This window comes from Thermococcus atlanticus (assembly GCF_054657855.1).
This window is the reverse complement of record NZ_BAAHXX010000001.1, coordinates 1,722,412-1,749,359: the sequence shown is the minus strand read 5'-3', so window position 1 is coordinate 1,749,359 and position 26,948 is coordinate 1,722,412. Positions and strand designations below refer to the sequence as shown.

Here is a 26,948-nt window from a genome sequence, read left to right as displayed (position 1 = left end):
AATAACAGCGATCCGGTTAAATCTCCCTCAGCATGAGCACGAGATCCGCCTGCGGGCAGTGTTTTTTCACCCTCTCCCTTACCTCAGCATGCTTCCCGAGAACAGGCCATAGAATGGAGTCTATATGCAGGGGAGGTATGCCAACATCCCGGGCCAGTCTGTTCCAGAAGATGACCGGCGGAGCATCCGTGAACCTCCTCGTGTATGCGTTTATCCTGATGTCATCGGGTATCTCAACTTCCATCGGATACGGGATAAAATGGCCGAAGACAATTCTGCAGGCATAACCGAACATCTTCACGCTGAAGACTATCGTCTTTGCAGTCCTCTTTGAACCCAGAACCCCCGAGAGGTCGTTTCTGAAGCCCGACATGTTCCCGTAATAGTTTTCCATCTCCCGAAGGGTTAATTCCCGGAGAAAAGGCTCAATCCTCTGGAGCCTCTTAAGTTTTCCGGTGATAAGGCGTCTGTTTGTCCTTGAAGTTCGCAGAAACTCTGCATAGGCATTTTTTATGCTCTTCCCGGGCGGATTTCTGGAGAAATATTCTGAAAATTCCCTCCACCACTCTTCCCCGGTTGCGTTCAGCTGGTAGGATATGAGTGCGTTGGCAATCACGAGTCTTATGAATGTCTCATCGTCCTCAAGGCTTTCCCTGAGATGTAACAGGGCTGAGAACTGCAGGTCGACCTTCTCCTCTATTGTCCTGGCGCATTCTATCCCCAGCTCCCTCAACATTTTCCTGAGTCTTTCCGTTCTAGCCCTGTCCTCCCTATACTGAATTTTGATAAACCTGTCGAGGGTCATTCACCCACCAGCCACATCTTCAATCTCGGCCCCCCGGTTTCTCGGGACTCCAACCTCTATCCTGGCCCTTATTCCATGCTCCTTCATGTAATCACGGGCTTCGTTTATCAGTTCCGCCCCCATCTCCCTCAGGATCAGGCCGTAAACCGTCGGCCCCCATGAGCTCTGACCGCAGCCATAGGTTTTTTCAGCCAGAAACTCAATGGCAAGCCTTACATCCTCCCTGAACTCCCCTCCCTGATATGCCTCAAAATGCTTCCCCACAAGCCTCTGAATTGCGTTCAGATGGGAGCCGAATTCTTCAATGTCCCTCTCCTTCAATGCGGGCAGGAGACCGAGCAGAATTCTGTGGGAAATTTCCATGGCAATCTTTCCGGAACCTGTTATATTTTCCATAATCGGTTTTTCCTCTTTCTCGTCCAGCCCCGCTTTAACATCCGGTATTATAAGGAGGAACCCCCACTCCTCCGGAAAGTCTTCCCTGAAAATCATGGGAGGGACTCCCTTCTTGGCTCCCCCATCGACTATAAACCCGCCGTAGGCAAAGGAATAAACTCCAGCGCCTCCATTTTTGCCTCTTCCGAGGATTTCCGCGAGCTTCTCCACAGAGATATCAATGCCGTTTATCTTTGCAATTGCCGCCCCGACTGCGAGGGTCAGCTGGGTCGTGGAGCCAAGCCCGACATGCCTTGGAATTGCCCTCTCCACCTTTATATGGTATCCAAAGCCCGTGTTAAATCTGGAATCCATCCTCTCGATGGCATCACGTATGGTATCCCTGTCCTCTTCCCGGGCCGCTATCCTGAGCCTCTCCCCCCGAATCACATCAACCTCATACCCTTCCTCAAGAGCAACTCCCAGTGCCCCAAACCTTCTGCCCAGAGTCGCTGAGGGGTCTATAAGACCGAGGTGCAGCCTCCGCGGAGTGCGCACTATCATGTATACCCCCTCTCCGTCATGCTCTTCCACTCCTCAATCAGGGTTGCTGCGAGGCCAAGCGTCACGGGCCCTATGATAATGCCAACCGCTCCGAAGGCAAAAAGCCCGCCAAAAATTCCAACCAGGGCTATGATGGCATTTACCCCGCTTTTGCTCGGGGCGAGCCTGTGCCTGAGGAAATAATCCGGCACCGGTGATACCAGCAGGAACCCGTATACACTAAACAAAACGGCGAGCAATGCATTTCCTCCCTGAAACAGATACACCGCTCCGGCGAGCCACATCATCCAGCCACCCACCACGGGCAGCAGCTCCAGGATTATGGTGAATATACCGGCCGCAATTGCTCCGCTTATGTTTGCGATTCCAAAGATAAGGAAGGCAAAGGCCAGTGAGGCTCCCTTAATGACGCTGAATGCAAGCCACACCCTCAGGAGCATGCTGAGTGTCTCCTCCCCCTTCTTGAGAAGGCGCAGTGCAAGCTCCCTTCTTTCGGACGGCATGAGGCTGTATACCTCCTTTTCAATCGCCTTTGCGTTCAGCAGTATTCCATAGAAGGTGAATATCAGGACAAAGACCTGCAGTGTGAGCTTCGGCAGGGAGTATGTGTATGCCTGCAGGTAGTCCTCAAACCGTCTCAGGATATCGCCGGCAACCCTCTGCAGAACATCGTAGAGGCTGGGCGGCAGATTCTGATTCAGGAGCCACCTGAAGAAGACATCCAGATAGAGGGTCAGGTACGTCTTAACCTCGTTAACCCACAGGGCAAAGCCGATTACAAAGAGCATCAGGAAGACGGTAAGGATACCCGTAAGAACCAGCCCCGAATTCCTCTCCCCGATTTTTTCAGCGAGGTTCTTATGCCAGGGATGGAATATGTATGCTATCGTCAGTGCGAATATCACGGGGGTTATCACCGGACGTATGGTCTCCCATGTGAGAAGCAGTATTATGAGGGAGACAACAATCCATACAGCGGTTTCAGTCCTCATCAGAATCTCCTCAGATATTTGAGTATGAGCTCCCCTGCGGAGGGTTTGTTGAATACAAAGAGCCTTTTTCTGCCCTCATCCAGCACGAAATTCCTCCCCAGGGCAATAAGCCCATCCCTGAGCTTCTGGACATCCGCCTCCTCAAGCTCTATGGCCACGGGGGCATCGATTTCCGCCAGTGCCCTCTCAAGCCTTCCTTTTATGGAGCGGTTTATGAACTTCACCCTTCCTGTTTCGAGCTCTTCGGGTACCACCTCGCCGGGATCCATGTAAATGCCCCAGAACTCCTTGGCGCACTCGAAGGGATACACGTATTCGGGAGTGTAATCCTGCAGGTAAAGCTCGTAGATAATCGCAAGGAGAAGCTTTCTGGAGTCGCTGCCGTAGAACCGTATTTCAAGGTTGAACCTCCCATCTTTAAAGCCGTTTTCAAACACCTCAAGCTTCTCCTCGCACTGCATAACCTCACCCCTTTATGTATGCGGTTATATACCTCGGATCCATGTAAAGGGCAGTGCTCTGATACACCCCAAAGTTTACCCTGGTATTCCCCTGATAGATAATAACCTTTGCGCTCGAAACATTTGCCATGTTCTCCAGAACCTTGATGGAGTAATCGAGGTCTCCGGTTTCATCAACGAGAGTCCCGGTGACGTTCAGCGCAAACCACGTTCTTCCGGTTGCGAATTTCTTTGTTTCGTTTATTGTCATGTTCCTTCCCGTGCTCACGGCGTTAAGGAAATCCGTGAAGTATGCATCCACCATGTTGGAGATAATTTTCCTCTCCTCATCCGTGAGGCCCCTCCACTCCGCCCCCATGTCCTTGTAGGGGCCGGTTTTGAAAACCTCGACCTTTATTCCGTTTCTCTGATAGTTCTGCTCAAGGTCGTAGTGGACATAGAGAACCCCTATGCTGCCAACATCCGCCAGAGGATCCGCGATGATTTTATCCGCGCCGCATGCTATGAAATAGGCACCTGACGCCATCATATCCCCCGTGTATGCAACCACGGGTTTGTTATAGCTGAGCTTCCTGACCTCCCTGTAGAGCTCTCTTACAGGCCCCACATACCCACCGGGACTGTCTATCCAGAGAAGAACCCCCCGGATTGAGCTGTTCTTTGCGATATCCCTCAGCTTCGGAATCAGGCTGAGGGCCGTGTATTCGTCTATCGGCCCGAATATTGGAACTATTGCGAGGGTGGCGTTGCTTACGTTTCCGGATATCTGCCTCTCCCTGAGCTGCTCCTTCAGATAGTCAATCTCCCTCTGGAGCTCATCAATTCTGGCCTGCAGTGCGGTTGTATTCCCGGTTGAAACTATCACCGTCTGGTTTCTGACCTCAACCTTTGCCTGTGCCGTCCTGTTAAACATGTAGCTCTTCTGAAGCTCGGAGTTCTGGATGTAGAGAAGTGAGGTTGCAATTATCGACGTCGCAAGCAGGAGTGCGAGGATGAGTGCGAGGTACTTCCAGATTTCCCTTTCCCTCTCTTCCATTATACCACCAATTTCAGTATTCCTCCGGGATTTTTAAATATGCCCCTGCTAAGATTTTTATAGTTGGCGCTACAGATATCGCAATAAGGTGAGGATTATGGAAATAGGAGTAAGCGTGTATCCGAGTTTTATCAGCAAAGACAAGACGCTGGCCTCGCTGCTGGCGGATGTGAAGATAAAAAACTACGATTTTGTATCGATTTTCCCCCACGCACTCGGCCTGATAAAGAACGGTCATGTCATAGAGAAGGCCATGAGGGAGGTTGAGATTACCCTGAAGGGCGTAGGCATTGACTACATAATACGGATGCCGATATCTGTCAACCTCAGGGATCACATCTACTACACCCGGCATTTCAGGGTCGCGAGGGCGATTGCGGATGTGGCGATAAAGCTCGGTGCAGGCGTAATAGTGATGCAGAGCGGGAAAACGGGAAGGCTTGACCTCGAAATAGAGGCCATCCAGCAGCTGGCAGACATGGTGAGGCCTTTCAACATAAAGATAGCCCTTGAGAACACCTTCAGCGTTAAAGATACGCTCTACGTTGTCGATAACGTTGAGAGGGAGAACGTTGGCTTCGCCCTCGATGTCGCCCACGCATTCCTCAGCGCCCAGGGAGATGAGCACAAGCTTCTCGACGATGTCAAGCTCGGCACGGAAAAGACGATCATCCTCATGATACACGACAACTTCGGAAAGCTCTTCCCCCAGGTTGAGCCCGAGGATGCCCTTGCCTACGGCGTCGGTGATCTGCATCTGATGCCCGGAGAGGGCAGGATTCCCTTCGGCAAGCTGCTCAAGCTCTTTGGAGATGTTCCGATCCTCCTTAAGATTAAGGATCCTGAGAAGTTCAGGAAGATACCCACAAAACACGGCCTGATAGAACTCCTGACCAGCCTCTAATCCCTCTAAAGCTCCAGCCTTTCCTTTATGACCTTAAAAACCTCACAGAAGGCCCTTCCAATCGCCTCTTTCTTTCTTGCGAAGTTCATGACGTCATCCGTGAGGTTCTTCCTCAGAATTTCCGCAGCCTCATCTATCGTTATTTTCCTTTCAAGCCATGCGTATGCAAAGACCGCCTCAGCTATGTCTCCCTTCCCGTGTTTGTCAGTCCTTGGAGGAAACAGATGCTTCAGGCCGGCCAGCTCAAGCGCCATCGCAAGGGATGCGTTCGGAACCCTCCCAGCGGAGGGATGGCCTAGATACTCGCTCAGAGCCAGGGAGAAGACGAAATTGATAAGGGAGTCGCCGAATTTTGAGAGGTTCTTATCCCTAAAGTCATTCGGGTATTTCATAAAATTCACTTCCCGCAGTGAGAAAAGGGAAAAGTCACCGCTCTGCGGCTTCCTTCCAGAGGTTCAGGACTTCCCTGGCCTTGTCAAAAATCCTCTGGGCGGCCTCCTCAAGGGCCTTTTCGGGGGTTATCTTCCCGTCCGTAACCACCTTGAACCTCGGCTTCCTCGCCATGAGTATAGGGTGCTCGATGGCATAGCTTGCAAACACCACATGCCTGTTCTCATGGAGCACCTCATTGAGTAATCCTGCGAAGGTGTGGTCTTCCCCCTCAAGATAGAACTCGAGCACGTTGGCTTCACGCTTTATGACCTCAATCCTCATCAACCTCACCTTTTAGATGTTCTAACAGCCTTTTCAATGCCTGCTCCTTATTCTTCACGAGTTCGTATTTAAACTTATCCTCTTTATACTCTGCCAGCCCGAGTTCCACAAGCAGGTCAAGCACCTCTTCCGGATCGAGGCTGAAGGCAGCTGCAACGGGGAGGACGACCTCCCTGATCTGCCTGGTGGTCTGGAGGGAGACCTCAGAGAGCATTCCTCCCAGATTCCTGACAAGCTCGACAATATCATTCCACGGGAGGGAGGTTTTGAGACTTTCACCGTTGAACTCCGCATATTCGCCCTCAAGCTCAAGTGTCTTCAGCAGGATCTGCGCTGAGACACTCACCCCCGCCTCCCTGAAGATATCCTCGATGCCGTACCTGTAAAGCCCTCTCCTGTTTGTGTATAGCCTCGCCCTGACCCTGTGCTGTATCTCCCTTATCCTCCTGAGGGCATCCCTTATCTCATCTTTTGTGCCCTGAACGGTTATCTTCAGGGAGTTCAGCTTTCCGTGGACATATATAAAGGCAGGAACGCGAAGCCTCTGAAGCTCCTTCATGAACTCCTCCTTTTCAGCATCATCCCTTACATGTATAACAATGACTTTTTTTGCCACCATATTTCACACCGTCAGCTGAAGCTTTCTGTAGAGGGTTGAAGTCTTTCTTGTCTCGACGTTTCCGCATTTGGGACATATGAGCTGGCTTCCCCTTCTGACAAGCGGACTCCTGCAGCGGGTGCAGAGGGCATAGACGACCCCGAGGTCAGGATTTCTTGTTGTGAGCTGGATTGGACTTTTCTCATCCGTTAATACCCTTGCCCGTATTATGTCGCCGATTTTGAATTCCTTCCTCATATCCTCAACATACCCCTCCCTGACCTGCGAGATGTGAATTCCGGCCAGTTTGGAGGTTGCTATTTCCCTGTAGCCCCCTCTGCCCTCAATTTTTGAGAGCTGGACTATGGCCGCCTGTGGCTTCACCTCTATGACCTTGCCTATCACTATGTCCCCGACCCTGGGCAGGGGAGGAACGTCAGTTACGGGCTCAATGCGGATTTCCATCTTTTTTTCGTTTATTCTAACCCTTCCGGGTATCATTGCATACAGTTCCCCGTTCTCCTCTATGACCCCCTCCCCCGGAAGATACTCCTCTATAACCCCAAGGTAATCGCCCGGGATAACAAGCGTGCCTTCCCTGATTTTTTTCTTTTTATCCATCCGCCACACCTCAAAAGGTTTCCGTGATCTAATCTTTTAAGCTTGCCGCTGGATTTATAAGGCTGAAGAAAAAGGTTTTAGTAATTGAATATGAGCTTACGGTGGTGGTAGAGATGAGAATGCTCCTGATCCATAGCGACTATCTTGAATATGAGGTTAAGGACAAGGCGATAAAAAGCCCGGAGCCGATAGGCGATGAGATGAAAAAGGGAAGGCTTGAGGAGGTATTGGCTGTTTTCATAAGCGTTGAGAAGGTTGATGAAAGCGGTCCGGAGGAGGTCGTTCGAAAGGCTGTTGAGGAAATAAAGGGTGTTGCTTCTCAGGTTAAGGCGGGGAACATATTCATCTATCCCTTTGCCCACCTAAGCAGCGAGCTTGCAAAGCCCGCCCTTGCCCTCGGCATTCTGAAGGAGCTTGAAGAAAAGCTCAGAGAGGAGGGCTACATCGTAAAGAGGGCTCCGTTCGGCTACTACAAGGCCTTCAGGCTGAGCTGCAAGGGGCACCCTCTGGCCGAGCTTTCAAGGACGATAGTGCCGGGCGGAGAAAAGGCCGAGGAGGAGGTTTCGGAGGCACTGAAAAAAGAGGAAGAGCTGGTAAGCTACTGGTACATCCTCACGCCCGAAGGCGAGCTGGTTGAGGTGGATAAGTTCGACTTCACCGGCCACGAGAACCTCAGGAAGTTTGCAAACTACGAAATAAGCAAGAGCAGGATCGCCACCGAGGAGCCTCCCCACGTCAGGATAATGCTTGATCAGGAGCTCGTCGACTACGAACCGGGAAGCGACCCAGGAAACCTGCGCTACTACCCGAAGGGCAGGCTCATCAAGTCCCTCCTTGAGCGGTACGTCACGGAAAAGGTCATCGAGTACGGTGCCATGGAGGTTGAGACGCCGATCATGTACGACTTCGAACACCCGGCACTTGAGAAGTACCTCAACCGCTTCCCTGCGAGGCAGTACGTCGTCAAGAGCGGGGATAAAAAATTCTTCCTCCGCTTTGCAGCATGCTTCGGCCAGTTCCTCATCAAGAAGGATGCAACGATAAGCTACAGGCATCTGCCGCTGAGGATGTATGAACTGACGAGATATTCCTTCAGGAGGGAGAAGCGCGGTGAGCTCTCCGGACTGAGAAGGCTGAGAGCGTTTACAATGCCGGATATGCACACCGTTGCTAAGGACTTAAAGCAGGCCATGGACGAGTTCAAGAAGCAGTACAGGCTCAGCATGGAGGTGCTCAGGGGTGTGGGGCTCACCCCGGAGGACTATGAGGTTGCAATACGCTTTACCGAGGACTTCTGGAACGAGAACAGGGACTTTATTATCGAGCTCGTCAGGATAATAGGCAAGCCCGTCCTCATAGAGATGTGGAAGCAGAGGTTCTTCTACTTCATCCTGAAGTTTGAGTTCAACTTCGTGGACAACCTCGATAAAGCCGCCGCCCTCAGCACGGTTCAGATAGACGTGGAAAACGCTGAAAGGTTCGGCATAACATACTACGATGAGGAAGGCAAGGAAAAGCACCCGCTCATTCTGCACTGCTCCCCGAGCGGAGCCATTGAGAGGGTCATGTATGCGGTTCTTGAAAAGCAGGCAAAGCTAACGAAGAGGGGCACAAAGGCGATGCTCCCGCTCTGGCTCAGCCCGATACAGGTTCGTGTCATTCCGGTCAGCGATGATGTTCTGGACTATGCCCTCTACGTTGCGGGGAAGCTTGAAGGGGCAAAGATTCGTGTGGATGTCGATGATACTGGCGACAGGCTCAACAAGAAGATAAGGAAGGCCGAGAAGGAGTGGGTGCCCTACATCATTGTCGTGGGCGAAAAGGAGAAGGAGCAGGGCACGGTTACGGTGAGAAGGAGGGCAGGAGACCGGTCGGAGATGCAGCTTGAAGACCTCATAAGGGAGATAAAACAGAAGACGGAAGGCTTTCCGTACAAGCCGAGGCCATTACCGCTGCTCCTCTCAAAGAGACCGAAGTTCAGAGGCTGATTTTTCTGCTTTTATTTCCATTCTCCTTTTCAGCCTCTCAGCTCCTGCGCCTGTATGTGACACCAATCCATTAAAGGGTGCCTTTGTTGAGGCCGATTTTCCTTATTTTAAGCCTCTCTGCCCTTTCCCCCGTTGCCCTGAGCCTGTATGCAGTGGGTTCAAAATCCTCAAAGGGCGCTTTTACAACGTGAAGTCTCTCTTTAAGGCCCTCATCGGTCAGTTTTGACGAAGCGACAATGACGTAGTCGCTCAGGCTCGCCACCCATGCCACAAACCGCCTGGAAACCACATCCCTGTTAACCGGCAGCACCAGCACGGATTCGGGCATTGTTCTCGTCTTTTCGGCGATTGTGGCGTTGAGGAGCCTCAGGGTGACCTCCTCTCCGAGCATAAAGGCCGCCCCATCGAGGGTGTGCACCAGCCTTATAACAGTTCTGTGATGCATTTTCGGCAGCACAATCCTCTCATAGAGCACGTTGATTTTGGGGTTTATCGTCTCGGGGTCAACGTTCTCAAGATAGAAGAGGTTCTTCATATCAAACCTCACGTTGTATTTGGAGCCGAAGACATCTATGATTATAAGATTGTCCTTTTCAAGCTCATCCATTATGTCAAGCCCGACCCACGCTCCCGCCCGCAGCAGGTTCAGGAACGGGAGGTTGTAGTTTGATATGCTCCCGAATCCGCCCGCATCCATCTCCCTCTTCAGAAACGCAAATCCCAGCATCCATGCTGAGGAATAGGTGTCGTATATTATCGACACTATTGAATTGTGGGGGAGCTGGTTCCTGAAAAGCGCACTCACTATTTCCTCCTCTTTTGATGACATTCTTCTCCCCCAAACTGGTGATTATTTATAAACTTAAAAATTTTTCGCCGATAAAATGTAAAAACATCAGTCCCTGAAATTATCAAATGTCTCCCTGATGAAGTCCCGGGCTTCATCGCTGAACTCTTCCATCGAAACCTCCTTGCCGAACTTGTCCCTGACCTTGCCGTCCCTGAAGTTGATTTCAAACACTTCATAGCGCTCCTCGCTTTTTTCGTGAATTCTTATTCCGTGCCATTTCAGGTGGGCCGCAACGCTGTCCATGTCCACATACTTTCCGCACTCTTCACACCTGTAGAACTGCCAGAAAACATAATCCTGTCCCGGCATCATGTTTGCCTTCAGGTGCTCTATCAGCATGCCGCCGAGGTACTCATAGAAGTCCTCCTGAAGCAGCTTTCCATCCTCCTCGATGGTCTTAAACCCGCTCCAGATTATATGGTCGTTTATATCCGTCAGCGTTGCCCTCACATATTTGAATGTAAGTATAAACGCTCCGTTGTGGATGTAGAATACGTTCTTGTCCGGAACCACTATCAGGTCAATCCCCTGCCCCTCCTTAACCTCGCTGAGCTTTTCCGCCTCTCCCTTATCTCCCGCAATCCTGATTCTAACAACCATGTTGCTCCTCTTATGTATCCCCAGAATTTTATCCTCATAAAGCTCCCAGTGATAGTCATCGAGGGTTCTTACCCTTGCATACACCTTTCTTATCCTATCGCCCAGCTCCTCGTATTTCATTCACACCACCTGGTGAAGAATCTCCGGGAACCTTAATAAAGGTTAGCGGAAAAGTTTAAAAAGAGTTGGAATCTGTCCTCCGGCGGGGTTTTCAAAGAAAAGACGGAATCACCTTCCAAAACGCCTTTCTCTCCTCTGATACTCCCTGATTATCCTGAGGAAGTCAATCTTCCTGAATTCAGGGAAATAAACATCAACGAAGAAAAGCTCGCTGTATGCAATCTGATACAGAAGGAAGTTGCTTATTCTGATTTCCCCGCCGGTCCTGATCACTATGTCCGGGTCGGGCATGTTGGGAATGTAGAGGTAGCGTTTTATCAGCTCCTCTGTTATGTCCTCCCTCCTTATCCTGCCGGCCATGACGTCGTCGACGATTTCCTTAACGGCATCTGCTATCTCGCTCCTGCCCCCGTAGGCAATCGCCAGGTTGAGGTGGTAGCTGTCATATTTTCTGGTTGCCCTCTCCGCCTCTTCGGCCGCCTCTCTAACGTTATCGGGGAGGAGCTCCTTTCTCCCTATCACGTTTACCCTTATGCCGTATCTGTGAACCCTTTCATCATGAACGAGCTCCCTGAACTTCTTCTCAAAGAGATCCATCAGCGCGTTAACCTCCTCCTGAGAACGCCTGAAGTTCTCGGTTGAGAATGCATACACCGTTATTGTCCTTATACCAAGCTCCCGCGCCCACTCCAGAATCTCCTCAAGCTTTTCAGAGCCGAAAAAGTGGCCGTACCATGGGGGCTTCTCATATTTTCTCGCCCATCTCCTGTTGCCGTCCATGATTATGGCCACATGCTTCGGAACCCTTCCGCATGATTTAACCTTCTCAAGCAGGTATCTCTCATATAAATCATACACCGGCCGGAACAAAATATGGGGGATGTGAGAAATAACACGATAAAGCATTTCGGGTCACTCTATCCTCTTCCTTCCCCTGAGATGCATTTCGGCGAGTTCCATATAGATTTCGGCGTTTTTCTTCGTCATTTCAATTTCCTTTTCATTTAGCTGTCTGACGACCTTCCCCGGGACTCCAACCACGAGGCTGTAGTCAGGAATCTCCTTCCCGGGAGGCACCAGAGCCCCGGCTCCGACTATCACATGCCTGCCTATCTTTGCGCCGTCAAGGACTATCGCACCCATTCCTATGATGGTGTAGTCCCCTATCCTCGCTCCATGAACAACCGCGTTATGTCCCACTGTGACGTATCTGCCGATTATGGTTGGAAGGCCGTGGGAGGTGTGTATGCTAACGTTGTCCTGTATATTGGAGCAGCAGCCGATATGAATCCGCTCTATATCTCCCCTTAAAACGGCAGATGGCCAGACGCTCGTCTTTTCTTCGAGAACGACGTCACCTATGATATATGCATTTTCATCCACAAAAGCCGTGTCGTGAATCACAGGCCTCTTTCCGTTTAGCTCGTAAATCGCCATGAGCATCACCAACTCAAGCTCATCCAGAGCCTTTATAAATTTTTCATGGATAGAATTATGGGGAAGAATCATGAAGTACCGCAGGGGAGCGAGCGCTGAAAGAGAGCTGATAAAGATGCTTGAGAAGAACGGATTTGCTGTGGTGCGCTCTGCGGGGAGCAAAAAAGTTGATATCGTTGCCGGAAACGGGAAGCTCTTCCTCTGCATCGAGGTCAAGAGCACGAAAAACAACTGCGTGTATTTCAGCCAGGAGGACATGGACAAGCTCCTTGAGTTTTCTTTTCGCTTCGGCGGAAAGCCCATCATAGCTGTGAAGTTCATCAACAACGGCTGGTATTTCTTCTATCCGGAAAAACTAACGAAAAGCGGTAAAAACTACAAGCTCAGCCTGCAGAAAGCCAGACATACTGGAAAGAGGTTTGACGAGGTTATAGGAAAACAGAAGTCCCTGAGCGAGGTGATAAAAGGTGAGATTTAAGGGCATTCTGCTGCTGATGGTTCTTATGTCCGGCATGATGGCTGTCCATGTTTTCGCCTATCCATTGATCTCTGTTCAGGCAATGCGTGATAATTTTGAGGTCAGGCCAGGGGATACGATTATCATTCCTGTCAGAATAACAAACCTCGGAAATGAGAGCATCAGCAACGTTACACTCTACGTCACCGGCCCTGCGTCCGGTTTTAAATATCAGACCAGAACCATAAAAACCCTGCCTGCGAATCAGAGCACCCTGGAGACGCTAATAGTCCGGGTGCTGTCTCCCGATGCAGGCACATATTCCCTGAAGGTTGTTGCATCCGCAGGTTCGAGCTTTGCACAGGACACCGTCAGCGTCCGGGTTCTGGCGGAGATTGATTACTCCCTTGCCATCAACGTGAGCGATAAATACTCCTATGGCAGCGATGTTGTGGCAAAGCTCCTCGTTAATTCAACATCCAACACCCCCATAATAGGAACCATAAGCTTCTACCTCTATCAAAATAAAAGAATCATCAAGTCGTATTCCTCCACCGTGTATATAGGGAGCAGGGACAGCTGGAAATACCGGCTCTTTCTGCCCAAGCCCGAACCCGGAAAATACACGCTGGTGTTGAAGGCAAACTTCTACGGCAACAGCAAGATGATAAACAGGAGCTTTGAGGTGTATCAGAGAATCCTCAGATACAGGGCAGAGTTCCGTGATGGCGCGGTAGTGGTCACGGTAACCGATGGGAATGGAAACGCTGTGCCGGGCATAAACGTCCAGATAAACGGAATCCAGTTCACAACCGATAGCTACGGCAGGGTGAGCTACGCCGTTGATAAACCGGGCACCTACAGGGTAAAGCTCAATCTGGATGGAAAAACAGTCGAGACGCTCGTTGAAGTGAAAAAGCTCTTCATTCGCACAGTGCAGCAGAACGAAACCCTGCTCGTTCATGTTCTTGAACCGACCGGGAGGGGGGTTGGGAATGTTAGCCTGAGAGCAACGGGGCCCCTTGGAACAGTTTACGCCATTACAAATTCGAGCGGATGGGCGGAGATAAAGCTTGGGGATACGGGATTTGGAACCATACTGCTCACTGCCGAGAACCCGTTCTATCTTCCCGCAAGGGAGACCGTGCAGGCTGAAAAGCCAGCACCCCCCGAGACCCGGACAGAAAGCCCGGCAACAAGCACAACCTCCACCATGATGCCGGCACCCCCTGCCCCTCCTGCGGGCAGAACAAACATGCCATACATTGCACTTATCATTCTCTTTGCGGCTTTAATATTTGCGGGAACATCCTATATGGCTTTCTTCATGCCGGTGAAACTTGAAGAACAGCTTGACAAATATTATTTCGTTAAAATCAAGGCTCCAAAGCTGAGGGGGTTAAAGAACTTCAGGTATGAAAAGATCATCAACGCGACCGATGCGAGGGCCACCAAAGGAACCGTTCAGATAGAGGGAAACACCGTCGTATGGGAGATCGGGGAACTGGAGCCGGACGAGGAGGCATTCCTTCAGGTTCTCCTCTGAAGAGAACAACCGAAAACCTTTAAATGTCCCCGAACATAGCATTCAGATAGAAATCTAAACGAGGTGGTTGCTGTGGTTGATACTGAGCTGCTGAAGAAGATTGTGGAAGCTCCGGGTGTCAGCGGGTATGAGTTTATGGGAATAAGGGATGCTGTAATCGAAGCCTTGGAAGGCCACGTTGACGAAATTAAAGTTGATAAGCTCGGCAATGTTATAGCCCGCAAAAAGGGCGAAGGGCCGAAGGTGATGGTTGCGGCCCACATGGATAAAATCGGGGTCATGGTGAATCACATAGACAAGAACGGCTACCTTCACATAGTTCCCGTTGGGGGTGTCGACCCCAGAACCCTCGTCGCCCAGAGGATAAGGTTCTTCACAGATAAAGGCGAGCGCTACGGTGTTGTGGGGCACATCCCGCCGCACCTCCAGAAGCCGGAGGACAGAAAAAAAGCGGCGGACTGGGACACTCTCGTCGTGGATGTCGGGGCTGACAGCGATGAGGAAGCCGGGGAAATGGGCTTCAGAATTGGCACTATAGGAGAGTTTGCCCCCTCATTCACGAGGCTCAACGAAAACAGGATTGCAACTCCATATCTCGATGACAGGGTTTGCCTGTATGCCATGATTGAGGCTGCGAGGGCCATTGAGGAGCACACCGCTGATCTGTACTTTGTTGCGAGCGTCCAGGAGGAGGTGGGCCTCAGGGGTGCGAGGGTTGCCTCGTATGCTATAGACGCTGAAATAGGCATCGCCATGGATGTTACATTTGCCAAACAGACTGGGGATAAGGGTAAAATAGTTCCAGAGCTCGGGAAAGGCCCGGTCATGGACGTTGGGCCAAACATAAACCCCCGGATAAGGGCATTTGCTGATGAGATTGCTAGGAAATATGACCTCCCCCTTCAGGTCGAAGCGAGCCCGAGGCCAACGGGCACCGATGCAAACATAATGCAGATAAACAGGGAGGGAATGGCAACGGCGGTGCTCTCGGTGCCGATCAGATACATGCACAGCCAGGTTGAACTCGCAGACCTCAGGGATATTGACAGCACGGTAAAGCTTGCAAAGCACCTTCTCGAAGAGCTCAGACCCATGGACCTAACCCCGTGAGAGGAAAGTTTATCTTTTCTTTTTACATAATTTATCTGAGGCGTATGGCGGAGATTCTGATAATCCCTGTAGAAATGAAGTCCGTGGAGAAAAGTGTCCTGAGAGCAGTGGCGGCTTATGTTGGGGACTTTTATTCAGGGTTCGGGCTGTCGGTGGGGATTCTGCATAAAATTGGCATCCGGCCTTTCAGGGATGGCTACAATGAAGCTCGGGGGCAGTTCCTCGGGAGGACATTTATTCTGGGTCTCAGCGGTCTCAGGAGGGCTGCGGCCGTTCTGGGAATTACGGATGCTGACCTCTATGAGGAGGGTATGAACTTCATATTTGGCCTGGCCCATCCCTACTTCAGGACAGCGGTAATCTCGCTGCACAGGTTGAGACCCGAGTTCTATGGGGAACCCGGGGACAGGAATCTCCTGAAGGAGAGGGCCGTAAAGGAAGCCATGCACGAGCTCGGACATGTTTTCGGACTGACTCACTGTCCTGACCCGAAATGTGTTATGCATTTTTCAAACTCCATTCTCGATACCGATCTCAAGGGGATGGATTACTGTGGTGCATGCCGGAAAAAACTGGAGGAGATGCTGAGATGATAGAGATTGAACTGAAAGGATATGCGGATGACAGGATTTTTGAAAGGGTGCGCGAAAGGTTTGAGTTCATGAGAAAGGAGAGACAGGAGGACTTATACTTCCAGCACCCGTGCAGGGATTTCGCTGAGACGGATGAAGCCCTCAGGATAAGGATTAAAAAATTCAACGGCCATTTTGAGGCTTTTCTGACCTACAAGGGGCCGAAGCTTGACAGAATTTCAAAAACCCGGAGGGAAATAGAGGTTCCCATAAACGATGTGGATGCATACATTGATATTCTCCACAGCCTCGGATTCAGGGAGGTGATTTCCGTTGAAAAAACCCGGGAAAAGTACTATGTGGAAAAGGGCATAACGATAACCCTTGACGAAGTTGAGGGCCTGGGTAAGTTCATTGAGATTGAGGAGCTTGCAGGAGGGGACGTCAGCATAGATCAGGAGGTTGAGAACCTGAAAAGGCTGCTGCTGGATCTGGGAGTGAGGAAATTTGAGAGGAGATCCTATCTTGAACTCCTTCTCCAGAGGGGCATGAACGATGGGCAAGCTCGATGAGCTGTTTGAACCAGAGAAGGAGCCGGAAAGGGATAGTGACAGGATTGAGGTTATTGAAGAACTTGTTAATCAGTGGGAGTTTAAGGAGGCCTTAAAGGAACTTGACCGGGTTAAGCTGGTTCCCAACATGTTTCTGGGCCTCAGGGTGATTGTCAGGGGAGTTCTGACGGCAGTTAAGGAGAGCATGAAGGAAGGAAAGCTGAACGAAGACATCAGGAAGGCCCTGGTGGATTATGTTGAGAGTCTTATCCCCATAGCCAACGGGATTACAAACCTCAGGCTGAAGGCCCTTGCATTTGCGGATATCTCCGTGGCCTTCTACATGCTGGATGAGAATCTGAAAAGCGATTTGGCGCTGAAGACTGCACTGAACATCGCCACCGAAATTGGGGACGACGACATCACAGTTGAGATTGTGAAAACCCTGATAGACAGCGGAATCCTGGCAAAGGCAGCATACGCCATGAACCTCGTCAGAAACAGGAAGAAGCTTGATCTGATTCTCTCCCAGCTCGCGGTGATGTTCTACGCCTCGGGGGAGCAGGAAAAAGCCGAGGTCACCCTGCAGCACATAGAAAGCCGGTTCCACAGGGCGAATGCTCTCTACTACATGGCATCAATTGAGGCCAGCCGGGATCAGGAAAAGGCCCTCAGGCTTCTCGATGCCGCCTTCAGGATTGTGGAGGAAATTGAGAATCCCGTGCTCAGATTTGAAATGTTTCTGAAGCTTACTGAGTTAAAATCCAAAATAACGGGAGAAGGCTCAACTAAAATCGATTTTTCAGGGCCTCAATAAGCTCTTCTTCAGTCATGGCGGCTTTCTCAAGTATGCCCCTCCGTTTAAGCTCGGCCCCGATTTTTATGCTTGCAGGTAGCCTGATTCCGAGGCTTTTCAGGAGTTCCGCCTCCTCAAAAATCTCCTCAGGTTTTCCTTCCATGATTATCTCCCCGCGATCCATGACGATAACCCTGTCCGCAAAGCTCAGCATGTAATCCGTGTTGTGCTCAACCAGAATTATTGTAATGCCCTGTTCCTTGTTCAGCAGGGTAATCAGGCTGAGAACCTGCTCCCTGCCAAGCGGGTCGAGCTGGGCGGTCGGCTCATCGAGTACTATAATCTCCGGCCTCATTGCCAGAACACTCGCTATGGCAAGGCGCTGCTTCTGTCCTCCGCTCAAATTCGGGGGGAATTCATTCTCAAGACCCTGAAGCCCCGTAATCTTGAGGGCCCAGTTTATCCTCCTCCTTATCTCATCAGCCTCGATTCCGAGGTTTTCAAGCCCGAATGCTATCTCCTCTTCGACGGTCATGTTGAAGAGCTGGGACTCCGGGTTCTGAAGGACGAGACCCACAGTCGTGGAGAGCTTTGCAGGGGAAACCTCACGCGTGCTTACCCCTTTCACATAGACATTTCCCTCAAACTTCCCTTTTATTGAATTGGGGATGATGCCGTTCAGTGTAAGGCACAGTGTTGATTTGCCGCTTCCGCTTGCCCCCAAAATCCCGAGAAACTCCCCTTTTCTAACCTTCAGGTTTATGTTTTTTATTGCATACTCCCTTGCCCTCCGGTATTTGAAGCTCAGGTCTTCGGTTTCCACCACTATCATTTTCTCTCCACCAGTCTTGGCACGATTAGAAATGCACTCACAATGAAAACCAGCGTTGAGAATATCTCAAGCCTCCCTATCCACATGTGGAGTATCAGGAGCACTTTGACATCAGCCGGCAGTGAGGGAGAGGTTATCCCGACGCTCAGTCCCACATTCCCCTGGGCGGATGCAACCTCAAAGAAGGCATTCACGAGGGACGTTCTCAGCCTGACCATCAGCCAGATTGTTCCGAACAGGAGGAATGCGAAATACGTCATAGTGAAGCTGAGCACCTCCTGAATTTCCTCGTCCGAGAATATGTAATCCCCGACCTTCCTCTTGATAACGGCTCCTTTGGGCAGGATGGCCTGTTCAATTGTCCATTTCAGGCTTTCGTACATAAGCGTAATCCTGATCAGCTTTATGCCGCCCGCTGTGCTTCCTGCGCCCCCTCCAATCACCATCAAAAACCCGAGCATGAACTTGGCGAGTTCGGGGTATTTTGCCAGATTGTCAATCCCGAATCCGGTACATGTTATCGCGGAGACGGAATGGAAGATGGCCTCCCTGAAGGCCCTCCCGACTGGCATGTTTATCTGCATCAGACTGTATGCGATGAGTATTATCGTTGGAATCAGGAAAAAGAACAGGTATCTGACCTGAATATCCCTGAAAAACCTTCCAAGGGAGCGCTCTTTAAACATGCGGTAATGCACTGTGAAGTTTGTGGCACCCATTATCATGAGAAAAATTGTAACCGCCTCTATGCTGAGGCTGTTGAAGTAGCCTATGCTCAGGTCATGGGAGCTCATACCACCGGTTCCGAGACCCGTCATTGAGTGTATAAATGCGTCGAAAAGCGACATCCCGTTTATATAGTAGAGGTAAACACCGACGAGGGTCAGGATGAAATATATCTCAAAGATAATCTTTGCGGTGTTGACCAGATTGGGCATTATCCTCTCGCTTCTTGCCTCGGCTTTATACAGACGGGCTGCCGCCACTCCCGGCCGGATAAGAACGGTCAGTGCCACGAGGACAATGCCGATGCCGCCGAGCCACTGCATCCAGGCACGCCAGAAGAGGATGATATGGGGGTAGCTCTCCAGATGGCTCATCATGGTCAGGCCGGTTCCGGTCCATGCAGACATGCTCTCAAAATATGAGTCGAGGAAGCTCATCCTGGCGATATACACGAAGGGAACAACGCTTATCAGGGACGCAAAGAGCCATACAAAAGCCGCAGAAACCATCGCCTGCCTGAGATTAACATCCTCGATTTTTCCTATATGCCTTCCCATCCAGGCCCCGAGGAGTATGCTGATGAATCCGGGGACTGCAAAATAGTATATGTACCTCATCTCACCCCGGTAGACCCACACGAGAAGTCCGGGTACGAGATAGGCGAGGCCTATACCCTGAAGGATTGCTCCTATGAGGTTTTTTACAACAAAAAGGTCATCGGAGATGTTTATGTATTTTCTGAGCTTTAGCATTGCCCCACCACAGAGGTAGAACCCCCTTGGGAAATAAAAGGTTTTCGAGTGAGAGGAGCATGTTTGGAATTGTTTCTCCACCTGCCGGCATCAGTTCCCAGTTTCTCCAGAGCAGCGGAAACACTATAAAGGAAGGATGCATTACTTTTTTGGTGGTGATAATGCCGGATGAGATGGAACTGCTCCTCCGGGCAGGGGAAATTGCGAAAAAAGTTAAATCCGAGGTTATAAAGCTTGTTAAACCCGGGGCATCACTTTATGAGATTGCAGAGTTCGTGGAAAACCGTATAGCTGAGCTCGGCGGAAAGCCCGCCTTTCCATGCAACCTCTCAATAAATGAGATTGCCGCTCATTACACCCCGTACCGAGGGGACAGCACAGCGCTCAGGGAGGGGGATTATCTGAAAATTGACATAGGGGTTCATGTGGAGGGATATATAGCGGATACAGCGCTGACCATCAGGGTGGGCATGGACGAGGATGACCTTATGGAAGCCTCAAGAGAAGCCCTCGAAAACGCCATAGCGACAATCAGGGCTGGAATTGAGATCAGGGAAATCAGCAGGGCGATAGAAGAGACGATAAGGGGCATGGGCTTCAACCCCATAGTGAACCTGAGCGGTCATAAAATAGAGCGCTACAAACTCCACGCAGGGATATCTGTTCCCAATGTCTACAGGGCCGCCGACACATATGTGCTGAAGGAGGGGGATGTGTTTGCCATAGAGCCCTTTGCGACCACTGGAGCCGGGCAGGTCATAGAGGTTCCTCCTGCGCTGATATACATGTTTATTAAAAATAAGCCCGTGAGAATGCCCCAGGCGAGAAAACTTCTGAACCATGTAAAGACGAACTACTCCAGCCTCCCGTTTGCATACCGCTGGCTTCAGAAGCTGATGCCCGATGCCAAGCTGAAGCTTGCCCTGGTTCAGCTTGAGAGAGCAGGGGCAATATACAGCTACAACATCCTGAGGGAAATCCGGGGAGGTCTCGTTACCCAGTTCGAGCACACGGTTGTTGTTGAAAAGGACGGAGCGCTCGTGACCACATAGGGAACCCCGCGAGGGCTCGGCAGTATGGCGCCGGGGCAGGGATTTGAACCCTGGCGGGCACACGCCCAGTGGATCTCGAGTCCACCGCCTTCCCTGGCTAGGCTACCCCGGCGCTCCAAATTGAACACATGATTTGGGGTTTATATCTTTTGTGCTGCTCTCATGATGTCCCCGGGATAAGTTCGATAACGGCTTAAAATTTACCATCCACGGCCTTTTCTCATTCATACACCTCTCAGCAAGGTTTAAATGGTATGAGAAACATAGAATATATTGAACGGAGGTGGACAGCAATGGTAGGAATTCTGGTTGAGGAGGTTGTAACAGACAGGTTTTCTAAGATTGACATCAACGCCCCGATTTCTGAGGCGATTGGAATTTTTGAAAAGGAAGACCCAGATTTAATTTTGGTGTTTGACGGGAAGATGTATAAGGGTGTGGTAACCCAGGATCTGATTATAAGGTCGCACCTGAAATGGGATCCGACAAAGGCCAAGGTCAGGGATGTGTATAAAGCTGCCCCCATCATAACGCCAAAAGAAGACCTGAGCAGGGCCGCAAAGCTCATGCTTGAAACTGATTTACGTTCTCTCCCTGTTGGTGAAAATAAGAAGGAGATTTACGGTGTAATAAGTGATATTGTTCTCCTTGAGCGCGTTGCCAAAGACCAGTTCGGGAAGAGGAAGGTTGAGGACTTCATGACAGCGGACGTTATAAGCCTGAAACCCGATGACACCGTAGCAAAAGCCCTCGCCACGATGCGCGACCACGCGATTTCAAGGATACCCATAGTGAGCAATGAAGGCAAGCTTGAGGGGCTCGTAACGCTTCACGACCTTATAATCCGGTTCATAAAACCGAGGTTCAGGGCCCAGACAGGTGAGCTGGTTGGTGAAAAGATTCCTCCATTTTCCACCCAGCTGAGGGAGGTTATGATCAGGGGGGTAATAACAATACACCCGGGGGCAACCGTAAGGGATGCGATTGACCTCATGCTCAGGAACGGCATTGACGGCCTTGTTGTGGTCAGCGAGGAGAACAGGGTCAGGGGAGTTCTGACAGTGAAAGACCTCCTGCTTCCAATCTCCAGGATGGTGGAGAAGGAGACCAGGTTTTATCTCCAGCTCGGCGGGGATGCTGCAATACTCAGCGATTTCACGAGGGAGAGGATAATCAGCGATATCAGGAAATTCGTGGATGGCTATGAGGAAATACTGGGCAGCGAGGGCATAATATACCTGTACATACGGAGATTTAACGAGAAATTCCGTGGCGTCCATCTTTATCAGGCCAGAATGAGGATTGTAACCGATAAGGGCATCCTGATAGCAACCGGAGAAACCTGGGGGGCAATCCAGGCAGTTCATGATGCTCTCAGGGCGGTTGAGCGGCAGCTGCTCCAGAGGGTTGAGCTCGCTAGGGATGTCAAATATACAAAGAAGTTCCTGGAAAAGCTCGAATTCTGAGTCCTAAATTTTCAAATTTCAAATTTTTATTTTAAAATATTTTTAATTAATAATTAAAAAATTTTAAAAATTTAAACCAAAGCCCTGAATCATTCAACAACCTCGAACTCCCTCATAAGTATGGCCTTCTGCCTCTCATCAAGGATCTTTATGTTCAGTATCAGAATCAGTGCGGCATTGTGCGAGAGCACCCTGTCCCTGAGAGAGAGGAGGAACTTAAGTGCAGGTTCGAAGGAGTTTTCTATGACGAGATATTCGAAGGCGTCAATGTAGACAACGTTGTAGCCCTGTTCGAGCTCCCTGTTCACAAGGTCAATTAAAATTTCAATTTTCGTTGGGGAAATTGCGTATATTGGAGTTCCCTCAACATCACCCTCCCGAGCTTTTGTGATCCAGAACACAACGTTGTGCTGGTTGATGTGCTTCTTCACCCATCTGGGGTCCTTCCTTGTTATCAGAATAACATTTGCCCTGTGGAAGAGGTCTGGAAACCTCTTTATGAATGCCTCCTCCCTGGTGAAGATTAATGCCCTGCTCTGCAGAACCAGTGTGGGCTCTCTCGAAGGGGTCTTCAGGGGGTAGAAGATGAATACCAGAGCCCCAACGGCGGCCATAAGGCGGAATATCGCGGCGGCAAAAAAGGCAGGATGAGCAAACCATTCGAGGGGCCGCGTTATGGGATAGGTCAGGTTTAAAGCCCCAAGCAGAATCAGGCCCCATGGAAACAGCTCCTCAAGGCTCCTCTTTGAAATAACGTAGTCCCTGAGGACGTATCCAAAGAAAACCATTGAAAACCCCAGGGCAAAGGAGGGGTATATGGACTTCAGGAGGAAGCTGTGCGGGAATCTATCAAACAGCTGGGTCGCCAGGAGGAACACCCAGAGGTAGGCCGTAACCACGAAGAGGCCGATGTAGAGTGTGTCCCTGAACGTTGTTTTGCGTCTCTTGAGCTTTAATGCTCCCCATCCAAGGAGGGCGGCGATGAGAAAGTCTGGAATCTTGCTGGCTATATCATACGCATCGGGTTTTATTGTGAGCCCGAGCGGCGTTAGGATGTAGCTCTCTATGTTGAGTGCATCAACGAATGTTGCAAAGCTGAGCAGAACCCAGCTCTTTTCCCTTGTTGTGACAGCCTTGTATGCTATTGCAAAGAAGAGAACCCAGCGGGAGAAAAAATTCAGATAGGGAATGAAACTCATCCTCTCACCTCTTTCTGATGACCTTTTCCTGCTTCACCGACACGATGGTGTTCGGGGGAATGTTTTTATCGACTATAACCCCCGGTCCGACAAATGCGTTGCTTCCTATCTTTCTTCCCGGATATATTGTTACATTTATGCCTGTCTTGACGTTGTGTCCTATTATCGCCCCGAGCTTATGTCTCCCGCTGTCCTCCAGCTTCCCCTTTATCTCCACCTTTATGTTGCCTCTGTCATGCCTCAGATTGGCCGTTATCGTTCCAGCACCGAGGTTTGTGTGCTCTCCTATCACAGAATCGCCCACATAGTTCAGATGGGGGGCATTGGAGTGATCCATGATGATTGAGTTTTTGACCTCGACGGCGTTTCCTATGTGGCAGCCATCCCCTATGCTCGTATAGGGCCTGATGAAGCAGTTGGGGCCTATTTTTGAGTTTCTGCCTATTTTTACTGGCCCGATGATGTATGCCCCGCTCCTGACAACAGTCCCCTCCCCTATTTCAACGGGCGGGATGAGCGTTGCACCCTCCTCCACAACGCCTCTGATGTCCTGCTTGAGATATTTCTTCAGGATGTACTCATTGAGCTCAAGCAGGTTCCACGGCCTCCCGATATCGTTCCAGTAGCCCTCGTAGACTGCGTATGCTATCCTTTTTCCCCCTTCAATCATTAGGCTCAGAGTATCGGTTATCTCATACTCCCCGCGTGGGCTTATCCCTGTCCTTTCTATGAACCCGAAAACTTCGGGCGTAAAGGCATAGACGCCCAGATTGGCATAACCCCTGAGTTTTCCGGGTTTTTCCCTGATTTTCCTTACAAGCTTTCCTTCAACCTCCACCATGCCAAAATGGCTCAGGTCTTCAAATTCCTTGACCAAAATGGCCGCATCCGCCTTCTGTTTTTTGAATTCGTGAATTAGAGCTTTGATGCCCTCAAGCTCGAAGTAAATATCCCCATTGGCCACGAGGAAAGCTTCCTCCTCAATGTAATCCTTTACGGAATAAATCGCCCTTGCTGTCCCCTCACCCTCAAGCTGCTCCACGTAAAGCACCGGCTTTCCGTTGAACTCATCGCCGATGGTGTGCATGAGCTTCTCCTTCTCGTAACGCACCACGATGATGAATTCGTCCACAAACGGGGAGAGGTTCTCCAACACGTATTCTATTATCGGCCTGTTTGCGACTTTCAGGATGACCTTCGGCCTGTCATCCGTAAGAGGTCTCAGCCTTTCACCCTTTCCTGCGGCAAGCACAACACCAATCACAGCAACACCCCCATTACAGCTGCTATGAGCGCCACGGCACCGAAAAGCATGCAAAATCTGGAAAAATCAAGCTTTTCCGCGAGCCTGAGAATGACCTCCATCATGAGGAGGCTCACAGCAAACGATGACAGGACTGCAGTCAGCGAAAGGGGCACGGGCTGAGCAACGCTTTCCCCTTCAATGAAGAGGGCTCCGGTTATTGCAAATATCGCCATCAGAAAGCTCATCCTGACTGCCTTCCTCCTGTCCACACCGAGAAACAGCAGCACCCCGATTGTCATTCCGGAGCGTGATATTCCGGGTATGAGGGCAGCTCCCTGGGCCACCCCTGCAATGATGGCATCTATTACAGTGACCTCCTCTTTCCCGCGCCTGATACCCCGTTCCACCCTCTCAAGGGGAGCCCTCATCATCAGTCCGGTGGCTATGAGCGCAGCCCCTATGAGGCCGTTTATTATCTCCGGGGTTGATGAGTCTGAAAAGCCGCCGAATGCCCTGTATAACGGGAGCCCGACTGCGGCTGTAAACAGTGTGGAGTAGAACAGGAAGCTTTCCTCCTCTCCCCAGCGGAGGGTTAAAAGATTCATGAGGATTTTTCCAAAGTCATAACGGAACCTGTAGAACAGCGCCAGCAGGGCTCCCATCTGAATCAGAATGGTGTAGGAGTGGGCTTCCTCAGGGGTTATGCCAAAGGTATTCATCACTGTAAGCATCGCCTGACCCGAACTGCTCACAGGAAGCCACTCCGTTATCCCCCTGAGAATGCCGATGATAGCCGCCTGCACATAATCCATGCCAATCACTGAAAGGTTTTAACCCTCTTTGAACATAAACTTTTCGAGGGATGTGCATGAGGATAAAGGTTACGGTTATTGTTGAAAACCACAGCGGATTTAAGAAGGGGCTCTACGGTGCCCATGGATTTTCAGCTCTCGTTGAGGGCAAAGTCAGGGTGCTTGTGGATACAGGTGTCGAGGGGGATGTTCTCCTGAGAAACATGAAGGAGCTGGGCATAGACCCCGATGACATCGACTATCTCTTCTTAACCCATGGACACTACGACCACACCGGAGGACTGAAGGCTCTACTTGAGGCAAGGAGCAGGGAGTTAAGGATAGTGGCACATCCGGGGGTATTTGCAAGGAGGGTCGCTTTAAAGCCCCATCTCAGGGATATAGGCATTCCCTTCAGAAGGGAGGAGCTCAGGGCGGATTTCATACTTTCAAAAGACCCTCTTCAGTTTGTGGAGGGAATATGGAGCAGCGGGGAGATTGAAAGGGTCACATGGGATCGGGCTGTGGGTTATCTCCTCAAAGACGGGAAGCTAATCAGAGACCCGGTTAAAGACGACATGGCTTTAATCATTGATGGTGAGGATGGCATTACTGTGATAACAGGCTGCGGCCACAGCGGGATACTGAACATCGCGCGGCATTCCCGGAACCTCCTCAACAAACCCGTAAAAGCTCTCATAGGGGGTTTTCACCTGGCAAATGCCAAGAAGGGCGTCCTTGAGGAAGTGGTTCGGAATCTTGAGGCGGAGAAGCTCTATGCCGGGCACTGCACGGGTATGGATTCCTATGCATACCTTAAGGGGAAACTCGGTGGAAGGGTAGAGCCCCTCTATGCCGGCAGGGTTATTGAAATTTAGGAATGCAAATCAGGGCTTTCCCTTCATCCCTATAAAATAGAACAGCAGCTTTGCAGCCGTCAGCGCGGTAACATCCCCGAGCCCGCTCCCCCCTACCTCCATGATGTCAAAGCCGGCAATCTCCTTGCTCTCAACAAGCCATTCAAGCGCCTCGATGACATCCCAGAACCTCAACCCGCCGGCCTCTGGCGTTCCGGTATTCGGCACCAATGAGATGTCAAACGCATCAATATCCACCGAAAGGTAGACCGGCTCGGGAAGCGGCTCCACAAGCTCCACGAAGGCATCAAAGGAGTAATCCCTTGCATGAATCCATGGTATGCCATGTTTTTCAGCATACTCAACCTCCTCCCTTGTACCGCTCCTTATCCCGAACATGGCTTCCCCTATCCCCAGCTCTGAGATTCTCCTGGCCACACAGGCGTGGTTGTAGGGGTTGTCCTCATACCTGTCCCGCAGGTCGAGATGGGCATCAAAAACCACATAGCTCTCAGGTCTGAGGGCTTTAACTGCTCCAAAGGTTATGGAGTGCTCCCCGCCGAGAAGGATTGGAAGGGCTGAAGGGTTGATGGACTTCAGTTCTCCAATGGTTTCTTCAACCCTTTTTATCGTCTCACCGGCATCCCCTGCCGCAATCGCCAGGTCTCCTATGTCTGCTATCCTGAACTCCGCTATATCAACATCATAATCGAGGATGTAACTCTCAAGGTTCAGCGTGGCGTGCCTTATCAGGGTTGGCCCGAACCTCGTTCCGGGCTTGTATGAAGTTGTGCCGTCAAAGGGGACCCCCAGGAGAACAAAATCTGCATTTTCCGGCTTGCTCAGAGGGAATTCCAGCTTGAGAGTTTCATACGTATAGAGGAACTCCATTCTCTCACCCCCTGTGTACCTCCGGCTCGGCCAAATTAT

The 26,948-nt window shown here is 50.7% G+C and carries 30 protein-coding genes and 1 tRNA gene; 11 read left to right on the top strand and 20 right to left on the bottom strand.

The window, feature by feature from the left end:
• Positions 1-16: 16 nt before the first annotated feature.
• Genes ACYQ27_RS09365 through sppA form a run of 5 tightly spaced genes read right to left on the bottom strand, consistent with a single transcriptional unit; the run spans position 17 to position 4,233 of the window.
• Complete coding sequence (locus tag ACYQ27_RS09365; protein ID WP_456453541.1) at positions 17-805, bottom strand: N-glycosylase/DNA lyase; 789 nt, start codon at positions 803-805, stop codon at positions 17-19.
• Positions 806-1,744 (bottom strand): beta-ribofuranosylaminobenzene 5'-phosphate synthase family protein, encoded by a 939-nt coding sequence (locus ACYQ27_RS09360; RefSeq protein ID WP_460041523.1) that lies wholly within the window; start codon positions 1,742-1,744, stop codon positions 806-808. It abuts the gene before it with no gap.
• On the bottom strand, positions 1,741-2,736 hold the full coding sequence (locus ACYQ27_RS09355; protein ID WP_460041522.1) for an AI-2E family transporter: 996 nt from the start codon (positions 2,734-2,736) through the stop codon (positions 1,741-1,743). The genes ACYQ27_RS09360 and ACYQ27_RS09355 overlap by 4 nt, the downstream gene beginning before the upstream one ends.
• Positions 2,736-3,197 carry a PH1570 family protein gene (locus tag ACYQ27_RS09350; protein ID WP_456394057.1) on the bottom strand — a complete coding sequence of 154 codons (462 nt, stop codon included), beginning with the start codon at positions 3,195-3,197 and terminating at the stop codon, positions 2,736-2,738. Before ACYQ27_RS09350 ends, ACYQ27_RS09355 begins: the two co-directional genes overlap by 1 nt.
• Before the next feature lie 4 nt (positions 3,198-3,201).
• Positions 3,202-4,233, bottom strand: a complete 1,032-nt coding sequence (sppA, locus tag ACYQ27_RS09345; RefSeq protein ID WP_456394059.1) for a signal peptide peptidase SppA — start codon at positions 4,231-4,233, stop codon at positions 3,202-3,204.
• A gap of 97 nt (positions 4,234-4,330) precedes the next feature.
• On the opposite strand from sppA, the gene ACYQ27_RS09340 reads away from it, so the two are divergent.
• On the top strand, positions 4,331-5,137 hold the full coding sequence (locus tag ACYQ27_RS09340; RefSeq protein ID WP_456394075.1) for a sugar phosphate isomerase/epimerase family protein: 807 nt from the start codon (positions 4,331-4,333) through the stop codon (positions 5,135-5,137).
• A gap of 5 nt (positions 5,138-5,142) precedes the next feature.
• On the opposite strand, the gene ACYQ27_RS09335 is transcribed toward ACYQ27_RS09340, so the two are convergent.
• From ACYQ27_RS09335 to ACYQ27_RS09320, 4 genes are read right to left on the bottom strand one after another with little or no spacing between them, the layout of a single operon-like run.
• Positions 5,143-5,529, bottom strand: a complete 387-nt coding sequence (locus ACYQ27_RS09335; protein WP_456453544.1) for a ribonuclease III family protein — start codon at positions 5,527-5,529, stop codon at positions 5,143-5,145.
• Positions 5,530-5,563: 34 nt separating this feature from the next.
• Entirely contained in the window at positions 5,564-5,851 is a 288-nt protein-coding gene (locus tag ACYQ27_RS09330; RefSeq protein WP_456453545.1) for a DNA-directed RNA polymerase subunit L, read from the bottom strand.
• Positions 5,841-6,470, bottom strand: coding sequence for a DUF2067 family protein (locus ACYQ27_RS09325; protein WP_456394065.1), 630 nt, complete (start codon positions 6,468-6,470; stop codon positions 5,841-5,843). Before ACYQ27_RS09325 ends, ACYQ27_RS09330 begins: the two co-directional genes overlap by 11 nt.
• A 3-nt stretch (positions 6,471-6,473) precedes the next feature.
• Entirely contained in the window at positions 6,474-7,070 is a 597-nt protein-coding gene (locus tag ACYQ27_RS09320) for an exosome complex RNA-binding protein Csl4 (RefSeq protein ID WP_456394077.1), read from the bottom strand.
• Positions 7,071-7,183: 113 nt separating this feature from the next.
• Here ACYQ27_RS09320 and ACYQ27_RS09315 point away from each other — a divergent pair, with 113 nt between their 5' ends.
• Entirely contained in the window at positions 7,184-9,058 is a 1,875-nt protein-coding gene (locus tag ACYQ27_RS09315; RefSeq protein WP_460041858.1) for a threonine--tRNA ligase, read from the top strand.
• A 70-nt stretch (positions 9,059-9,128) separates the two neighbouring features.
• On the opposite strand, the gene ACYQ27_RS09310 is transcribed toward ACYQ27_RS09315, so the two are convergent.
• The 4 genes from ACYQ27_RS09310 to ACYQ27_RS09295 form a co-directional block, all read right to left on the bottom strand.
• Positions 9,129-9,887 (bottom strand): hypothetical protein, encoded by a 759-nt coding sequence (locus tag ACYQ27_RS09310; protein WP_460041521.1) that lies wholly within the window; start codon positions 9,885-9,887, stop codon positions 9,129-9,131.
• Between the two features lie 66 nt (positions 9,888-9,953).
• The gene (locus ACYQ27_RS09305; protein WP_456453547.1) at positions 9,954-10,628 is read right to left on the bottom strand and encodes a TBP-interacting protein; all 675 of its coding nucleotides are present in this window, start codon (positions 10,626-10,628) and stop codon (positions 9,954-9,956) included.
• 108 nt (positions 10,629-10,736) lie between these two features.
• Positions 10,737-11,534, bottom strand: coding sequence for a polyprenyl diphosphate synthase (gene uppS / locus ACYQ27_RS09300; protein WP_456396799.1), 798 nt, complete (start codon positions 11,532-11,534; stop codon positions 10,737-10,739).
• Between the two features lie 6 nt (positions 11,535-11,540).
• Positions 11,541-12,065 (bottom strand): gamma carbonic anhydrase family protein, encoded by a 525-nt coding sequence (locus ACYQ27_RS09295; protein WP_456396806.1) that lies wholly within the window; start codon positions 12,063-12,065, stop codon positions 11,541-11,543.
• 70 nt (positions 12,066-12,135) lie between these two features.
• Here ACYQ27_RS09295 and hjc point away from each other — a divergent pair, with 70 nt between their 5' ends.
• The 6 genes from hjc to ACYQ27_RS09265 all read left to right on the top strand — a co-directional run bounded on the left by hjc (position 12,136) and on the right by ACYQ27_RS09265 (position 17,118).
• Positions 12,136-12,543 (top strand): Holliday junction resolvase Hjc, encoded by a 408-nt coding sequence (hjc, locus tag ACYQ27_RS09290; RefSeq protein WP_456396801.1) that lies wholly within the window; start codon positions 12,136-12,138, stop codon positions 12,541-12,543.
• On the top strand, positions 12,533-14,068 hold the full coding sequence (locus ACYQ27_RS09285) for a COG1470 family protein (protein ID WP_460041520.1): 1,536 nt from the start codon (positions 12,533-12,535) through the stop codon (positions 14,066-14,068). Before hjc ends, ACYQ27_RS09285 begins: the two co-directional genes overlap by 11 nt.
• Positions 14,069-14,140: 72 nt before the next feature.
• Positions 14,141-15,178 carry a lysyl aminopeptidase gene (locus tag ACYQ27_RS09280; protein ID WP_460041519.1) on the top strand — a complete coding sequence of 346 codons (1,038 nt, stop codon included), beginning with the start codon at positions 14,141-14,143 and terminating at the stop codon, positions 15,176-15,178.
• 44 nt (positions 15,179-15,222) lie between these two features.
• On the top strand, positions 15,223-15,771 hold the full coding sequence (locus ACYQ27_RS09275) for an archaemetzincin family Zn-dependent metalloprotease (protein WP_460041518.1): 549 nt from the start codon (positions 15,223-15,225) through the stop codon (positions 15,769-15,771).
• Positions 15,768-16,322, top strand: coding sequence for a class IV adenylate cyclase (cyaB, locus tag ACYQ27_RS09270; RefSeq protein WP_456394617.1), 555 nt, complete (start codon positions 15,768-15,770; stop codon positions 16,320-16,322). Before ACYQ27_RS09275 ends, cyaB begins: the two co-directional genes overlap by 4 nt.
• The gene (locus ACYQ27_RS09265) at positions 16,306-17,118 is read left to right on the top strand and encodes a hypothetical protein (RefSeq protein ID WP_460041517.1); all 813 of its coding nucleotides are present in this window, start codon (positions 16,306-16,308) and stop codon (positions 17,116-17,118) included. Before cyaB ends, ACYQ27_RS09265 begins: the two co-directional genes overlap by 17 nt.
• Here the strand turns inward: ACYQ27_RS09265 and ACYQ27_RS09260 are convergent.
• Both ACYQ27_RS09260 and ACYQ27_RS09255 read right to left on the bottom strand, forming a co-directional pair.
• On the bottom strand, positions 17,090-17,929 hold the full coding sequence (locus ACYQ27_RS09260) for an ATP-binding cassette domain-containing protein (protein ID WP_456453551.1): 840 nt from the start codon (positions 17,927-17,929) through the stop codon (positions 17,090-17,092). The two genes, ACYQ27_RS09265 and ACYQ27_RS09260, sit on opposite strands and share 29 nt — an antisense overlap.
• A complete protein-coding gene (locus tag ACYQ27_RS09255; protein WP_456394614.1) occupies positions 17,926-19,407 on the bottom strand; it encodes a TrkH family potassium uptake protein in 1,482 nt (493 codons plus the stop codon). Before ACYQ27_RS09255 ends, ACYQ27_RS09260 begins: the two co-directional genes overlap by 4 nt.
• A 161-nt stretch (positions 19,408-19,568) precedes the next feature.
• Here ACYQ27_RS09255 and map point away from each other — a divergent pair, with 161 nt between their 5' ends.
• The gene (map, locus tag ACYQ27_RS09250) at positions 19,569-20,459 is read left to right on the top strand and encodes a type II methionyl aminopeptidase (RefSeq protein ID WP_456394628.1); all 891 of its coding nucleotides are present in this window, start codon (positions 19,569-19,571) and stop codon (positions 20,457-20,459) included.
• Positions 20,460-20,484: 25 nt separating this feature from the next.
• On the opposite strand, the gene ACYQ27_RS09245 is transcribed toward map, so the two are convergent.
• A tRNA-Ser gene (locus tag ACYQ27_RS09245) sits at positions 20,485-20,571 on the bottom strand.
• A gap of 181 nt (positions 20,572-20,752) precedes the next feature.
• Between ACYQ27_RS09245 and ACYQ27_RS09240 the strand changes: the two genes are divergently transcribed.
• Positions 20,753-21,925, top strand: a complete 1,173-nt coding sequence (locus tag ACYQ27_RS09240; protein ID WP_456394613.1) for a CBS domain-containing protein — start codon at positions 20,753-20,755, stop codon at positions 21,923-21,925.
• A gap of 89 nt (positions 21,926-22,014) precedes the next feature.
• On the opposite strand, the gene ACYQ27_RS09235 is transcribed toward ACYQ27_RS09240, so the two are convergent.
• From ACYQ27_RS09235 to ACYQ27_RS09225, 3 genes are read right to left on the bottom strand one after another with little or no spacing between them, the layout of a single operon-like run.
• Complete coding sequence (locus ACYQ27_RS09235) at positions 22,015-23,124, bottom strand: DUF835 domain-containing protein (RefSeq protein WP_460041516.1); 1,110 nt, start codon at positions 23,122-23,124, stop codon at positions 22,015-22,017.
• Positions 23,125-23,128: 4 nt separating this feature from the next.
• Positions 23,129-24,388 (bottom strand): bifunctional sugar-1-phosphate nucleotidylyltransferase/acetyltransferase, encoded by a 1,260-nt coding sequence (glmU, locus tag ACYQ27_RS09230; protein ID WP_460041515.1) that lies wholly within the window; start codon positions 24,386-24,388, stop codon positions 23,129-23,131.
• Positions 24,385-25,182, bottom strand: a complete 798-nt coding sequence (locus ACYQ27_RS09225) for an undecaprenyl-diphosphate phosphatase (protein WP_460041857.1) — start codon at positions 25,180-25,182, stop codon at positions 24,385-24,387. The genes glmU and ACYQ27_RS09225 overlap by 4 nt, the downstream gene beginning before the upstream one ends.
• Before the next feature lie 62 nt (positions 25,183-25,244).
• Here ACYQ27_RS09225 and ACYQ27_RS09220 point away from each other — a divergent pair, with 62 nt between their 5' ends.
• The gene (locus ACYQ27_RS09220; RefSeq protein ID WP_460041856.1) at positions 25,245-26,039 is read left to right on the top strand and encodes an MBL fold metallo-hydrolase; all 795 of its coding nucleotides are present in this window, start codon (positions 25,245-25,247) and stop codon (positions 26,037-26,039) included.
• Between the two features lie 9 nt (positions 26,040-26,048).
• On the opposite strand, the gene speB is transcribed toward ACYQ27_RS09220, so the two are convergent.
• The gene (gene speB / locus ACYQ27_RS09215) at positions 26,049-26,909 is read right to left on the bottom strand and encodes an agmatinase (protein WP_456453555.1); all 861 of its coding nucleotides are present in this window, start codon (positions 26,907-26,909) and stop codon (positions 26,049-26,051) included.
• Between the last annotated feature and the right edge of the window lie 39 nt (positions 26,910-26,948).

Coding starts and splice junctions, on each gene's coding strand:
- ACYQ27_RS09365 (WP_456453541.1), bottom strand. CDS start 805: ATGACCCTCGACAGGTTTATCAAAATTCAGTATAGGGAGGACAGGGCT.
- ACYQ27_RS09360 (WP_460041523.1), bottom strand. CDS start 1,744: ATGATAGTGCGCACTCCGCGGAGGCTGCACCTCGGTCTTATAGACCCC.
- ACYQ27_RS09355 (WP_460041522.1), bottom strand. CDS start 2,736: ATGAGGACTGAAACCGCTGTATGGATTGTTGTCTCCCTCATAATACTG.
- ACYQ27_RS09350 (WP_456394057.1), bottom strand. CDS start 3,197: ATGCAGTGCGAGGAGAAGCTTGAGGTGTTTGAAAACGGCTTTAAAGAT.
- sppA (WP_456394059.1), bottom strand. CDS start 4,233: ATGGAAGAGAGGGAAAGGGAAATCTGGAAGTACCTCGCACTCATCCTC.
- ACYQ27_RS09340 (WP_456394075.1), top strand. CDS start 4,331: ATGGAAATAGGAGTAAGCGTGTATCCGAGTTTTATCAGCAAAGACAAG.
- ACYQ27_RS09335 (WP_456453544.1), bottom strand. CDS start 5,529: ATGAAATACCCGAATGACTTTAGGGATAAGAACCTCTCAAAATTCGGC.
- ACYQ27_RS09330 (WP_456453545.1), bottom strand. CDS start 5,851: ATGAGGATTGAGGTCATAAAGCGTGAAGCCAACGTGCTCGAGTTCTAT.
- ACYQ27_RS09325 (WP_456394065.1), bottom strand. CDS start 6,470: ATGGTGGCAAAAAAAGTCATTGTTATACATGTAAGGGATGATGCTGAA.
- ACYQ27_RS09320 (WP_456394077.1), bottom strand. CDS start 7,070: ATGGATAAAAAGAAAAAAATCAGGGAAGGCACGCTTGTTATCCCGGGC.
- ACYQ27_RS09315 (WP_460041858.1), top strand. CDS start 7,184: ATGAGAATGCTCCTGATCCATAGCGACTATCTTGAATATGAGGTTAAG.
- ACYQ27_RS09310 (WP_460041521.1), bottom strand. CDS start 9,887: ATGTCATCAAAAGAGGAGGAAATAGTGAGTGCGCTTTTCAGGAACCAG.
- ACYQ27_RS09305 (WP_456453547.1), bottom strand. CDS start 10,628: ATGAAATACGAGGAGCTGGGCGATAGGATAAGAAAGGTGTATGCAAGG.
- uppS (WP_456396799.1), bottom strand. CDS start 11,534: ATGCTTTATCGTGTTATTTCTCACATCCCCCATATTTTGTTCCGGCCG.
- ACYQ27_RS09295 (WP_456396806.1), bottom strand. CDS start 12,065: ATGGCGATTTACGAGCTAAACGGAAAGAGGCCTGTGATTCACGACACG.
- hjc (WP_456396801.1), top strand. CDS start 12,136: ATGAAGTACCGCAGGGGAGCGAGCGCTGAAAGAGAGCTGATAAAGATG.
- ACYQ27_RS09275 (WP_460041518.1), top strand. CDS start 15,223: ATGGCGGAGATTCTGATAATCCCTGTAGAAATGAAGTCCGTGGAGAAA.
- cyaB (WP_456394617.1), top strand. CDS start 15,768: ATGATAGAGATTGAACTGAAAGGATATGCGGATGACAGGATTTTTGAA.
- ACYQ27_RS09265 (WP_460041517.1), top strand. CDS start 16,306: ATGGGCAAGCTCGATGAGCTGTTTGAACCAGAGAAGGAGCCGGAAAGG.
- ACYQ27_RS09260 (WP_456453551.1), bottom strand. CDS start 17,929: ATGATAGTGGTGGAAACCGAAGACCTGAGCTTCAAATACCGGAGGGCA.
- ACYQ27_RS09255 (WP_456394614.1), bottom strand. CDS start 19,407: ATGCTAAAGCTCAGAAAATACATAAACATCTCCGATGACCTTTTTGTT.
- map (WP_456394628.1), top strand. CDS start 19,569: ATGCCGGATGAGATGGAACTGCTCCTCCGGGCAGGGGAAATTGCGAAA.
- ACYQ27_RS09240 (WP_456394613.1), top strand. CDS start 20,753: ATGGTAGGAATTCTGGTTGAGGAGGTTGTAACAGACAGGTTTTCTAAG.
- ACYQ27_RS09235 (WP_460041516.1), bottom strand. CDS start 23,124: ATGAGTTTCATTCCCTATCTGAATTTTTTCTCCCGCTGGGTTCTCTTC.
- ACYQ27_RS09225 (WP_460041857.1), bottom strand. CDS start 25,182: ATGGATTATGTGCAGGCGGCTATCATCGGCATTCTCAGGGGGATAACG.
- speB (WP_456453555.1), bottom strand. CDS start 26,909: ATGGAGTTCCTCTATACGTATGAAACTCTCAAGCTGGAATTCCCTCTG.